The sequence below is a fragment of the Methanosarcina sp. MTP4 genome (assembly GCF_000970045.1).
Taxonomy (GTDB): Archaea; Halobacteriota; Methanosarcinia; order Methanosarcinales; family Methanosarcinaceae; genus MTP4.
The window spans coordinates 3,415,292-3,427,788 of record NZ_CP009505.1 but is presented as its reverse complement, the minus strand read 5'-3'; the positions used below and the strand labels follow the sequence as shown (position 1 = coordinate 3,427,788).

The window sequence follows — 12,497 nt, the reverse complement described above, 5'->3', positions numbered from 1 at the left end:
ACACTTTCAGTCCCCATACAGTATTTTTATTAAACATTAATCCCAATGGTTCAGGTGAAAAACATGTTAAAGAGTACGTATATCCATATTCCCGGCGTAGGGAAGACGGTGGAGCAGAAAATCTGGGCTTCGGGGATTCGAAGCTGGGAAGAATTTCTCGAAAAGCAGGATCTTGTCTCCATTTCCCCTGCCAGGAAGGAGAAGATCCTTGAAGGGATCAGGCATTCTTCGGAGCGGCTGGAGGCAAACGACTGTTGCTATTTCTCAAAGTGTCTGCCTTCTTCCGAACACTGGCGTGCATATCCCTTTTTTTCGGATTCCGTGGCATTTGTGGACATAGAGACAACCGGCCTTTCCTCGGACAGGGACTACATAACCGTTGTGGGGATCTATGATGGCAAGGAAGCCAAAACCTACGTTCGAGGGATAAATCTCGATGAGATCATGGAAGAGTTTTCAAAATACAAGCTGCTGGTTTCCTTCAACGGAGCCCGGTTTGATCTCCCCTTCATAAAATCTGAGTACCCGGATCTAGAGTTCAGCCAGCTTCATATTGACCTTATGTATCCCCTCCGGCGCATCGGGTACAGTGGGGGGCTCAAGCATATCGAAAAGGTCCTCGGGATCTCCCGGAGTGAAGACACGGAAGGTCTAAGCGGATTCGATGCGGTCAGGCTTTGGAAACAGTATGAGAAAGGAAACCGGGCTGCTCTTGACACACTTCTCAATTATAACAAGGAGGATATAGTTAATTTGAAAACAATTATCGAACTTACTTACCCGAAAATGGTTGAAAATGCTCTTGGATCCTGCAGTCGTTGAAGCTTTTCCAAAAGGAGGTTAAACAACAGGTTATGCTATTTGTTGGACAACAGATTTGACAAACCGGCCATCCATCACTTTAAAGAGCAGGTTAGACATCACATATATATTCTAATCAAGTAAATTATGTATCGTTATTAGATTGAGACAATTCACTTTTATTCGCATATTTATATCGATGATAAGGGGAATTCAATGGAATTGACACTCAAGTTTGGGGAGAATGCCACTACTGCGGATGTAAGAAAGCTCCATGATATGGAATATGTCATATTTGATCGGGAATGGTTTGACAAGGCCGAAGAACGGAACCTGGACATGTACTATATGTTCCGGGACCTTTCAAAAAATGATACGGACCATGAGCTAATAAAAGCTAGTGGGCTCAGGTACGATATTACCCGCATCCCTCCGGACATGCTCGGTTCGGAGTATATCAAAACCGTAGGGCATTACCATCCTTACGTCCCTGGTACGGACATTACTTACCCTGAGGTCTATCAGGTACTTGAGGGGTCTGCAACCTATCTCCTGCAAAAAGTGGATCCCGGGGTGGAGGACAGGGTTCTGGATGTGGTGGTGGTCGAGGCAGAAGAAGGGGATTGCGTACTCGTTCCTCCTGGCTACGGACATGTGACCATAAACGCTTCGGAGAAAACCCTGGAGATGGCAAACTGGGTCTGCAGGGACTTTTCCTCGGTTTATGAGCCGATCAAGAGGCTTTCAGGGGCTGCTTACTTTCTCCTTAAAACCGGTTTCCTCCAAAATCCCCTGTACAGGGACGTGCCCCCTATCCGCTACCTGAAGCCCCGTGACCTGCCCGAATTTGGGTTGTTTTCCGGAAAAGAAATGTATGAACTGGTTCATGATATTGAAAAGCTCAGGTTTTTGACAGCCCCTCAGGACTTTAGATATTCTTTAGAAAGAGTGTTTTGAAACAGGGACGAAACAGGTCTGGTGGGTTTGTTTTCCTTCTCTTCTTCCTTTCCCCTGCACTTACAAGGCCTCAGAGTGTTTTCATTGTCGAGCATAAGGGAATCGGCTACTAGCACATAAATTATAATAAGTATAAATGCTTTGAATAACCCGGAGGGATGAAATGCAAAAAAATGGATACCGTATTCAGTTCACATCATCCAGAATCAAGGACCTCATGTACAAGACAACCTTTGATCCGAAGGCAATGGACGGGGATGTCATACTTAACCTCTCGATCATCGACAAAAAAGACCTGGACGACGTGCTGGGGATCTTCAAGATGGTTATCTCCAGCGGGCTTTCGGTGACCCCTTACATAAAAATAGTTTCGGAAGGGGAATCCATCGGAAAGATGACCATAGGGGAAGGAAAAGTAGGGGTCGGTACCGTTTGCAGCATAACCATTGACGGCGTGCTCCTGAAGGCGGGAATTCCCATAAACCCCAAGCTGGGGGGAGTTGTCCAGATCCGGAACGGGACCCCTGTCCGCTTTACCGATGTGCTGACTTACGTAAGCACCACTGTGGACCCCCTGGAACTCCTGATGTCCCAGGGAGTCACTTCCGTGTCGGATATGCTCAGGACAGGCTCTGGTAAGATCCTTGCAAACCTCAGGGAAGCCCCCATGGTTGCCAGGGACGAGATCGAAAGCCGTCTTTCCGATTTAATGGATGCTGGCTTTAGCGGAATCCTTGAAGTCGGGGAACCCAATACCCGTGTTCTGGACGTTCCTATTGAGAGGGACCACCTGGGGATAGTTGTCATAGGCGGGACAAACCCGATGGCTGTGGTCCAGGAGTACGGAATTTCGATTGATACCAGCGCAATGTCCCAACTCATCTCTTTCAGGGAGATGAGCAGGATCGAAGACCTCGTTTGAGTTCTTTTTGCCTAATTCTTTTTTGGTTTTCAGGGCAAGCAGGGCTATTTTTTACCTGGCATTTGCCCTCTCCTTCAACTGCCCCCCGATAAAGAGGTCCAGTTTTCGGGTAAATTCTTCTTTTGAACTCTCCGGAATCGTTGCCCCGGCTGCAATGTCGTGTCCGCCCCCGGCCCCGCCGACCTCTGCAGAGATTTTTGTCATGGCTTCCGAGAGGTTAATCCCCCGCCGGATCAAATCCTGGGTGCCCCTTGCCGAGACCTTGACGCCTCCTTCGGTGTTTGCAAAAGCAATAATAGGCAGGTTCCGGTTCCGGACAATGGTTGAACTCATCCCGGCAATAATTCCTACGATTGTTTCCTTTATCTCTGAGCCTGCGTCGAAGTACTGGATGTTTTCAAGTTCAGTGATCCCCTTCTCCTTGACAAAGACAAGCCCATTCACGAGGTTTTGCCTGTGTTCCGCAAGCAGTTCGCGGGCTTTTTCGTAGGCTTCTTCCCTATCGCCCATGCAGACCGCAAGCCCTATTTCGGCATGGTCGTAGCGGGCTGTGGCGTTGAGGAGGGTGGAAAACTCGGAAGCATCTCTCATTTCCGTGCCTTCCCGCTCTTTCAGGAGGACATAGACCTCCCCAACCAGCCTTTCGATCTTGTAGGAGGGAATCCCGGCTTTCAGGCAGTACTGGATAAGCCCTGAGACGATTTTTTGCTTTTCAGGGGTTTCCAGGTCGATCCAGCGTCTCCAGCGCTCGTCCTGGCTGAAGCGGATATTCAGGTCGTGCAAAAACCCGATGCAGCCTTCCTCATTACCTGTAAGCCCGGGGAGGTAGGGGTCTGAGGAATACTGGAGCAGCTTGAAGATCGGGCGGGTCTGTTTTCCAAAAAGGGTCAGGTCTTTCATGAACTTAAGGCAGCCTCCTCCAACTCCCTCTTCCAGGATTTCCCGGTTGATCCCTACAAGCTGGCCCATTTTCATGTGCTGCATGTCCCCGATTGCCCCAACTATTGCGAGTGTGGATAAGTCGCGGTTTTTTCCCAGGGCCGAGGCCAGGAGGTAGGTACTGCCCGAGCCACTCAGTTCATAGGAGCCGTTTGCCCCGAAGAGGTGTGGGTTCAGGTGGAACTCCAGGTCTCCCTGGGGCTGGTGGTGGTCTGAGACAATAGCCTGGATCCCGCGGGCTTTTATCTGCTCGCACATCCCGCTGCCCAGGTCAGTAAAGACGACAAGTTCGTGGTTTTCGTCAGCAATCTCATCCAGGGCTGCTTCGTTGAGCTGTTTTACAAAGCGGGCACTGTACTCGAATCCTCCCCTCTCAAGGGCAGTGCAGATTATACCTGCTGAGGTCAGCCCGTCGGCGTCGATATGGGATACCACATGGACTGCCCTGTGTTTTTTTATTTCTTCAGCGCACTTCTCGGCTCTTTTTCGGAGTACTTCCATTTGCTCAGACATCGTTCCTCTCAACTCATTCTTTTTGCCGTTTTCTTTTTGCCGTTTTCTTTCTGGTATTTTTCTTTTTGCTGCATTTTTTATGGGGTTTTTCTCTGGATTTTGTTATTTTTTGTTTTTCATCTTTGATATATTTTTTCTGTTGTGCTCTCTTTGCTATTTTTCCTCTGCATTTTTCTGAAGGGTTTTAGTCCTCTTTTTAGTGAGGCCTTTCAGGTCTCTTTCCTCTCCCATTCCAGGGGTTCGATTCGGTATTTTTTCCCCTCTCTTTTTATTTCCGGGAACTCCTGGATTTCCCGGACAGTGAGTTTGAGTTCTTTCGCCAGGAAACGCTTTTTCAACTCTTCCCAGGGGATCATGTAGGCTTTCCTGCCTTTCCCTGCCCCGAAGCGTAGTTCTACTGCAAGGTATCCCCGTCTTCCGGATTTGTTCAGGTAGTCGGAGATCCTCTGGATCTGGTGGGCCCCATTTTTATCCACTGTAAAATGTTGAGAAAAGTAGAGGGCGTTTGCTCCCTTCTCCACGGAGATACTCTTGCATTCTATCCCCAGGTAATAATCCGGGTTAAGGGAATCTACAAGTACGTCCAGAAACTGAGAGGTGAACCTGTGCTGCTTAAGCCGGTAAGAAATGGCTCTTATGCCTTTCTCTTCGATAAAAGTATTAAATGAATGTACAAGTACGCGTTCGAACTCTGTCATAAAATTCCCTTTTTTGTTTTGTACTATCCTACTTAGATTTTACTTATTCAGGGGCTATTTATTCAGGAGTTACTTATCCAGAGGCTACTTATTCAGGGGCTATTTATTCAGGAGTTACTTATCCAGAGGCTACTTATTTAGGAGTTACTTATTTAGGAGTTACTTATCCAGGGGCTACTTATCCAGGGGCTACTTATTCAGGAGTTACTTATCCAGAGGATACTTATTTAGGAGTTACTTATACTCTGGGTATCCGTTTCCTGTATGCCCGTGTCATCATGAGGGAGTTTCCTGCCTTTGTCATCCGCTTTATCGTTTTCTTTATTGCTTGCTTTATCAGTCACTCTATTATATGTTTCATTTTCTTCTGTAGATTCTGTCTTTATCATCTGTACGAAAAGAAGGGACGTCACGCTCAGTACTGCGCCGATGATAAAGGGAATTTTCCAGTTTAGCATCCAGAGCATCCCCCCGAAGACGGGGATCACGACTGCGGAAATGTGGTTAATGGTGAAACCAACAGCCATCGAGGGGGCTATGTCTTTCGGTGCGGCGGTCTTCTGGAAATATGTATTGATTCCCATTGCGAAATGGAAGAAGATATTGTCAAGGACATACAGTAATGATATGACCCCCCGGTTTTCAATAAAGGCATAGCCGAGGAAGATAATAACCATGGAGGAGTACTCAATCGAGAGCATTTTCCTTTCTCCAAGCAGGTTTATCCCTTTCCCTATGTATGGGGTCAGCAGGTAAGTTATGATGTTGTTTATGATAAAAAGGACCGTGATATCCTGTACCTCAAAACCGTATTTTGTAACCAGCATAAAAATGGCAAATACTACGAAGATCTGTCTTCTCGCCCCGCTCAGAAAATTAAGTACGTAAAATAACCAGTACCTGCGTTTGAGCACTATTTTCTTTTCCTGGGGAGTTGTGGCTTTTTTTGCAGGATTTATGGAGGATGCGTAGACTCCTCCTGCAATCACGAGGAGCCCAAGAAGCATGAGGTTCTCTTTAATCCCGAGCTGGTTTGCGAGTAACCAGATGGCTGCTCCGACAGTGATGTTTGCGACAGCCTTGTAACTTCTTAGTTTCCCCATGACCAGTGGGGCCTCATTCATTGTAAAATATTGAAGCGAAAGGGAGTTGCTGGTAGTCTCAAAATAATGGAATCCGACGGACATCACGAATGTCGTGAATATGAGCCCATAGTACGAAGGAAAGATGCCTGTTAGAAAAATTCCCACTCCCAGGCAGGACACCGAAATAGCCGATAACCTGTGCTCCTTTATCACAAGAAGTACGTATATTACAAGAAAAGTCAAAAAGCCGGGAATCTCCCGGACCGACTGGATTACTCCTACCTGATAACCATTGATTCCAACCACATCAACTGCAAAATTATTAAAAATGGTTCGCCAACCCTGAAGCCCTATTGCCGAGAAAAGTGCAAGGAGAAGGAGGTAATTGTACATTGGATTTTTCTTAATTTCTTCCATATTCATGGGCAGGCAAACTCCAGTAGAAATTTTCCCGTAATGGACCCCTCGGGCATCATCGATAACTATGCCAATTCTAAATATTTCGGTTCCGACTTCAGACCGGACATGCAAACTTTTGAAATCGGGGCCTTAAATTGCATGTAAATCCAAACGAGATGTTAAAATACCTTTATGGTTATGTCTTTAAAAAATCCGTTTGAATGCAAAATTTAAACACAAAATTTGAACACAAAATTTGAACGCAATATTATATAAAATTTCTAAAGTTCCGTTTAAAAAGAGAAATAAGATGCCGATCAGGAATGACCGGCTTTATTTTTAATTTCGGAATTTAATTCTAACCTTTCATTCAGTTTGACATGATGAAGGTTACGAAGTCCGGGCTGAGCCTGGTTTCCCTGACAAGCCTCTCAATGGTCTCTTCGTCGGAAAGGCCTTCTTCCTTGAGCTCGCCGATGCGGTCAAAGACGTGCTGGGAAACTTCGGAGTATTCGTTGATGTCCTTCCTGTGGCCCCATACATCGCCTTCGAGTAACGAAATTCCCTGCATTGAGAGGTACATCTGTGCAGAGCTGGAGATTGTTCTCTTGTAAGAGCTGGGGATGTGGATCGCTTTTATTTCAGGACATTTCATGATAAGTTTGAAAATGTCCTTGTTGGACGGTCTGAATGCGAGGTGGACAATTTCTTCATCGTTTTTTAAGGTGTCAATTTCTTCTTTTGAACTTACAACTCTAATCTTCATTTTTATCACCGTTCTTTCCAGGATTTCCTGTTTTTTGGGTTTATTCAATTTTTTTGGGTTTTAGGGATTTTAGGGATTTATTGGGTTTTAGGGATTTTAGGGATTTATTGGGTTTTAGGGATTTTTGGATTTTTTAATGTTTTTTGAGCTATAAGGGTTTTAAGGGTTTAATAGCTCTTTCTTTTTATTTTGGGAGTTTTTAGGTTTTTAAGGACATTATGGGTTTTAATATCCTTTTTAGATTTGTTTTTAATTTTGGGGTTTCATAGGCCTGTTCCGGGTTTTCAGGTTTTGAAGTTCCGAGACCTCTTACCCATTTTTTACTTCTGTTTTTGAGAGATTGTAAAGTCCTAAACCGGAGTGCCCAATTCTCGAGTCCGCATTTTCACGTCTCGTTTCCTGAGATTTGTGGTCTTTTCCGGACCAGACTTCTAGTTTTTTTATACGGGAATTCCCATAAACTTCATAATTATTTTATATGATTTGTGAAAGTACGTCTACCATATCATATCATACTATTTAAGATTTTTCTGTACTGCTTTCTATTAAAGAAAGCAGTTATGATTTTGTGGGACGGGGAATTCTCTCGTGTTTAAGAATTGTTTCTGGTAAAGCTGCTTCGTGTTCTTTCTGACGCTTTTGTTCCACAAATGAGGGCTTCTTCTATCATTTCTGGAGCTTTCAGCAACTTTACTCGGGTTTCGAGGGCTTTTTAAGATCGTTTTTCAGATTGTTACTCAGGTTGGTATGCCCGCAGTAACCAGCATTGTACACTGGCGCAGATTTTTTCTCTATTTTTGTAATATTGTTGATATGTTGGCTTACTTTATTTGCAAAGTACTATTTATATTTTTACATCAATTATTTTTGATAAATCTTATATATTTGAAATTTTTTTCAGTAAGTGGAGAGGCATTTCTCCTCATTTCTCTGATTTATCCCTTCAACAGGTGTTGGTTTTTTAATCCTTTGAATCTTTGGAATGAAATTCTTTTTATTCCTGAGACTTTTTCATCTTTCCACAAACTAAATAACAATTTATAGTTATAAAAATTACTTAATAAATTTTTTGGTAGGATTTTGCAGCAGAAAAAAGAAAAATGTATTCCAGTCAATAAACTATATATTGAAAATATGGGGGTGGAATCCCCTAAAGTTTGTGAAGTAAAGGCACAGGGGCCGGATTCCTCCGTACTGTTTCAGATTTTAAGATTTTTCGACATATACCTGCCTTCAAGGGCATATCCGAATTTCCTGTAATATTCCCTGGCTCCTATCCCGCTTATGATGGACAGTTTACGGTATCCGGCGTTATATGCGATTTCCTCTGCATGTTCGAGGAGCTCTTTTCCGTATCCCCTGTGCTGCCAGTCGGCCCCTTTTGCCCCTTTTCCCACGGGCACCATTGAGCCGTAGACGTGCAGTTCCCTGATCAGGGCAGCATTTTCCAGTTCCGAGCGATGGGGTGCCGCAGGGAAACGCAGGCGAGTAAAACCTATCAGGACGTCAGCTGTCAGGTCTTCGAAAGCTATGAAGTGCTCCTTGCCTCCGCAGGCTTCATAGGTTTCCACTGTAAGTTCTATGTCTTTCTCATGTACCTGCTTTCCTTTCAGGATGTTGTGCCCGACTTCTCTGCAGCGGATGCAGCGGCATTTTCCACCCTTTTCTTTCAGCCGTTCTTCTGCAAGCTGCCGGATGTTGCTCTTCCGGACCCCTGCAAATATCTGTTGAGCGGGGATGTCGCGCTGGATGCGCTGGAGCCTTACCCATTTCGGGAGGACTGCTTTTATGTCTGCAATCAGTTCCATGGCCTCCTCGTCGGAAAGCGCCTCATATTCCCCGGCTTCCCAGAGCCTGTAAAGAGGCGTTCCCTCTGTTACAAGGGTGGGATAGATCTTCAGGTAGTCGGGCATGAAGCGCGGGTCTTCAAAGAGCCTTTTAAACCCTTTCAGGTCTCGCTCCGTATCCATCCCCGGCAGGTGCGGCATCATGTGGAAGCCGACCTTGAAGGCACTGTCTCTCAAAATTCGGTTTGCCTCTACGATCTCCGCAACGCCGTGCCCGCGTTGCATACGGGTTAACACGAAATCGTATACGCTCTGGACGCCTATCTCAACTTTCGTCCCTCCAAGCCTCAGGAACTCATCCACATGCTCTTCCTTTGTCCAGTCCGGGCGGGTTTCAAAGGTAATGCCCACGTTCCGGATTGCCGCAGTTTCATTTGCCTTTTGTACTTCCTCGAGCGGGATGTAAGGGACAGCCGTTCCGATGGCAGCTGCTTTCTCTCTCCATTCCGTTCCCATAAAATCGTTCATGGCTTCCAGGCAGCGTTTTGTGAACCATTCCTGGTAGTCGAGGCTGCGTGCCGAAAACGTGCCTCCCATTACGATTAGTTCTACTTTCTCCACGTCGTGCCCGATTTCCTTAAGCTGGGCAAGCCTGGAATGTACCTGCATGTAAGGGTCAAACCCATGCCGTATCGCTCTCATGGCGGCGGGTTCTTTGCCCATATAACTCTGGGGTGACTTAAATACGGAATTCGGACCCCCCGGGCAGGGCAGGCAGACTCCGTGCGGGCAGGGGGCGGGGGAAGTCATCACTGCAATCACCGCAACCCCTGAGATGGTCCTTACAGGTTTCCGCCTTAAAAATTCCTTTGTCACGGCCTGCTCTTCCGGCGTGCCCTGCACTATAATATCCCCGTTCCGGGGCAGGCTTGCCAGATGGTAACGTTTGCTGACGTCTTTTTTTGCCCTATTCAGCTGCTCTTCGTCTTTAATCCTGCCTGCCAGCACCATCTCAAGGACTTCCCGACAGGCTCTGTTAAAATCATTCTTTTTCGTTTCAGATATCATCTTTCCGGTCTCCGGGATTCCCGGTTCACTCCTTTTTCGGTAATTGCCGTTTCAGGGGTACCTTCATATGAGTAGGGAAAGTGGGTCTTTTTTCCATTACCTTTCCCCTATTTTTTTACATCTTACTTTTGAGGAATTACTCTTCATGGATTAATTAGAAAAGTCATTTTGAAGCATTTATTTAGGAGTTATCGGTGATTCTGATTCCACTATTTAAGTCTCGAAAGTAAATATTTACACTTACTAACCACGGAAGATACGGAAAACACGGAAAACACGGGCGTATTGTGCCCCTATTTCCTTTATTCCGTGTTTTCCGTGCTTTCTGTGGTTAAACTTTCAATTGAGATTGGTGAAGGAATTTGGGTTTTTGACTATAGTACTTTAATGCCATTTATTCAGGTTCCTGGCTTAATATTCTGTTGACTTAAGATTTTGCTGACCGCTAATAAAAGTTGCTGGCTGCTAATATGAGTGGTTGCTAGCCAATTCTTGTATATGCCGCAAACAGCCCTACCGTTTTCCAAAAAAGCCAGGGTATTGTCCTTCCGGATGAAGGCAGTACCCCGTAAATGTGTAAATAAATCCAATTATGTACTCAATATTGTGTGTTCTGCAAATCTGCTGTTAATACCTGGATGTTTAACAGAAGTTGAACCCTATTATGAATGTGCCCTGTCCTTTTCCTGTCTGCAGGTTCATCTGCTCTCTTATGTATTCATCCGTGGGTGTGGAAGGCGATCCGAGTACAACATCGGTCACACCGCAGGCACACTCGACCTCCGGGCATTTCTGGGGAGGGAGGACCACGGTGAGGGGTTCTTTCTTTGCCTCTTTTGGTTTGGGGACTGCATTTCTGTAGAGCACAAGATTCCCCATTACCATCATATCTTTACATTTTTTGCATTCTTCAAGCTTTTCGGGGTCGTAAATGTCTTCTCCGACCTTTTCCCCGTACTGCATGAGCACAACGTTGGACCCTTCCGGCCAGACATAGTCCATGTTAGTTGTGAAAGCGATGATTACCTGGCGATTGAAGACCTCCTTTATTCCCCGGTTGTCTCCTATCCCGAGGCCCATCAGGACTGCTCCTTCGGCTTCCTTTTCAAGTGCGAGAATTTTATCCCTGTCCTTCTCCGTAACAATATATGTGTCCTCTACACCTTTAATGGCTTTTATTTTGCACTGGACATCTTCTATGATCTCTTTATTTTCCATATCTAGGTCCCCTTGTTTTTTTAACTTGGTTATGGATTCAGAGGTATACGATAACGGTATTCAATAGAGGTATACGATAACGGTATTCAATAGAGGTATTCAATAGAGGTATTCAATAGAGGTATTCAATAGAGGTATTCAATAACGGCATTCTAAATAGAGGTATTCGATATATGCTATTAATATAATTTTTGAATATATTAACATTAGGTTGCTGCACCTTTCGGTTACTGAAACTTTCGGTTACTGCATCTGGATGCATTGTGTTATACTACAGTTCTCATGATTTTATTATTACGAATATATTATATTTTTTCTCTCATCTTACCTCAAGTTCATCAACTTATTCATTTATTCATTTCTATAATATTTTCTCTGAACTCCCATATAACCGCATTAATTCGACAATTTCCGAAATTTTAACGACAATACTTCCAGTTCCAAACTGTGTAAATAATTGCATTTAAAACATTTTTTGTTTTTATAATCTGAATTCGGTTTTTTTCTCTTATCGTTTTTCTTTTTTTCAATTTATGCTATAAAATCCAAATTCAGTATGCTTTGATTTCAGGTTGTATTCCGTATATTTCGCCGGTTATTTCTACCGCATCTCGATAGTTCGGACCTGACCTGTCAAGGAATATTCAGAATAATGCAGTAATAATACAGACATAATACAGATATGATACAGACATAATACACAAAGAAGCACACTCATAGGCGGCATACTGTAATTACGTATGGGCATGCCCTTGATCTTCCGGATACTCTAATATCCAGTGTGCCGTTCCCGGTGTAATTATGGAGTGTACTCTGCAGCTCCTAATTTATCCCCGCAGGCCCATCTTCTTCAGTTCAGGTTTTGCCCCTTCACAGCATGAGAACTTTACAGCATAAGACCTTAACAGCATAAGACCTTAACAGCATAAGGTCTTCACAGCTTACAAATTTTAAAAACAAGTATATCCTCAAATTCTTTTGCTCTACTCCCCTCAAGCACACAACCTTTTTTCAATAGTATTTTATAAGTATTTCGAATTTAATCTGTATGTTTACCTCCTGAGATTATTCTATTTCGTTCCTTTCGACATTTACCGTCATTTGTATCGTTGTTTTGCGCTTTTCCTGTTTAATTTCTCATATATTGACCACAAAAGATTTAATAATGCAATTGTTTTATAGAACACTTGTAATCCAATTTGAAGGGATAAGGAGGGTAACGACTCCTCTTCGTCAATCGACGAATTCCTATCCGTCTAATTTGGTGAAGACTGATGAAACCCTTAAAATGTTAAATCCCAACACTTCTTCTTACATACAGTATATTTTAATAAATACGGAGGA

The 12,497-nt window shown here is 44.3% G+C and carries 9 protein-coding genes; 3 read left to right on the top strand and 6 right to left on the bottom strand.

Going from position 1 to position 12,497, the window contains the following annotated elements; translation table 11 throughout:
- Nucleotides 1-63: 63 nt before the first annotated feature.
- The 3 genes from MSMTP_RS14345 to MSMTP_RS14335 all read left to right on the top strand — a co-directional run bounded on the left by MSMTP_RS14345 (nucleotide 64) and on the right by MSMTP_RS14335 (nucleotide 2,680).
- Nucleotides 64-822 carry a ribonuclease H-like domain-containing protein gene (locus MSMTP_RS14345; protein WP_048180752.1) on the top strand — a complete coding sequence of 253 codons (759 nt, stop codon included), beginning with the start codon at nucleotides 64-66 and terminating at the stop codon, nucleotides 820-822.
- Nucleotides 823-1,017: 195 nt separating this feature from the next.
- The gene (locus MSMTP_RS14340) at nucleotides 1,018-1,758 is read left to right on the top strand and encodes a glucose-6-phosphate isomerase family protein (RefSeq protein WP_048180749.1); all 741 of its coding nucleotides are present in this window, start codon (nucleotides 1,018-1,020) and stop codon (nucleotides 1,756-1,758) included.
- A 163-nt stretch (nucleotides 1,759-1,921) separates the two neighbouring features.
- A complete protein-coding gene (locus MSMTP_RS14335) occupies nucleotides 1,922-2,680 on the top strand; it encodes a DUF128 domain-containing protein (RefSeq protein ID WP_048180746.1) in 759 nt (252 codons plus the stop codon).
- Nucleotides 2,681-2,731: 51 nt separating this feature from the next.
- Here MSMTP_RS14335 and MSMTP_RS14330 read toward each other — a convergent pair whose 3' ends face one another.
- The 6 genes from MSMTP_RS14330 to MSMTP_RS14305 form a co-directional block, all read right to left on the bottom strand.
- A complete protein-coding gene (locus MSMTP_RS14330) occupies nucleotides 2,732-4,132 on the bottom strand; it encodes a DHHA1 domain-containing protein (RefSeq protein ID WP_048180742.1) in 1,401 nt (466 codons plus the stop codon).
- 209 nt (nucleotides 4,133-4,341) lie between these two features.
- Nucleotides 4,342-4,830: a hypothetical protein gene (locus tag MSMTP_RS14325; RefSeq protein WP_048180740.1), complete on the bottom strand. Its 489-nt coding sequence runs from the start codon at nucleotides 4,828-4,830 to the stop codon at nucleotides 4,342-4,344.
- A 227-nt stretch (nucleotides 4,831-5,057) separates the two neighbouring features.
- Entirely contained in the window at nucleotides 5,058-6,338 is a 1,281-nt protein-coding gene (locus tag MSMTP_RS14320; RefSeq protein WP_197076095.1) for an MFS transporter, read from the bottom strand.
- A gap of 346 nt (nucleotides 6,339-6,684) precedes the next feature.
- Nucleotides 6,685-7,080, bottom strand: coding sequence for a DUF1699 family protein (locus MSMTP_RS14315; RefSeq protein ID WP_048183701.1), 396 nt, complete (start codon nucleotides 7,078-7,080; stop codon nucleotides 6,685-6,687).
- Nucleotides 7,081-8,279: 1,199 nt separating this feature from the next.
- The gene (locus tag MSMTP_RS14310) at nucleotides 8,280-9,935 is read right to left on the bottom strand and encodes a tRNA uridine(34) 5-carboxymethylaminomethyl modification radical SAM/GNAT enzyme Elp3 (protein WP_048180736.1); all 1,656 of its coding nucleotides are present in this window, start codon (nucleotides 9,933-9,935) and stop codon (nucleotides 8,280-8,282) included.
- 642 nt (nucleotides 9,936-10,577) lie between these two features.
- Nucleotides 10,578-11,153: a hypothetical protein gene (locus MSMTP_RS14305; RefSeq protein ID WP_048180734.1), complete on the bottom strand. Its 576-nt coding sequence runs from the start codon at nucleotides 11,151-11,153 to the stop codon at nucleotides 10,578-10,580.
- Nucleotides 11,154-12,497 lie beyond the last annotated feature (1,344 nt).

Coding starts and splice junctions, on each gene's coding strand:
- MSMTP_RS14335 (WP_048180746.1), top strand. CDS start 1,922: ATGCAAAAAAATGGATACCGTATTCAGTTCACATCATCCAGAATCAAG.
- MSMTP_RS14305 (WP_048180734.1), bottom strand. CDS start 11,153: ATGGAAAATAAAGAGATCATAGAAGATGTCCAGTGCAAAATAAAAGCC.
- MSMTP_RS14310 (WP_048180736.1), bottom strand. CDS start 9,935: ATGATATCTGAAACGAAAAAGAATGATTTTAACAGAGCCTGTCGGGAA.
- MSMTP_RS14315 (WP_048183701.1), bottom strand. CDS start 7,080: ATGAAGATTAGAGTTGTAAGTTCAAAAGAAGAAATTGACACCTTAAAA.
- MSMTP_RS14330 (WP_048180742.1), bottom strand. CDS start 4,132: ATGTCTGAGCAAATGGAAGTACTCCGAAAAAGAGCCGAGAAGTGCGCT.
- MSMTP_RS14345 (WP_048180752.1), top strand. CDS start 64: ATGTTAAAGAGTACGTATATCCATATTCCCGGCGTAGGGAAGACGGTG.
- MSMTP_RS14340 (WP_048180749.1), top strand. CDS start 1,018: ATGGAATTGACACTCAAGTTTGGGGAGAATGCCACTACTGCGGATGTA.
- MSMTP_RS14320 (WP_197076095.1), bottom strand. CDS start 6,338: ATGAATATGGAAGAAATTAAGAAAAATCCAATGTACAATTACCTCCTT.
- MSMTP_RS14325 (WP_048180740.1), bottom strand. CDS start 4,830: ATGACAGAGTTCGAACGCGTACTTGTACATTCATTTAATACTTTTATC.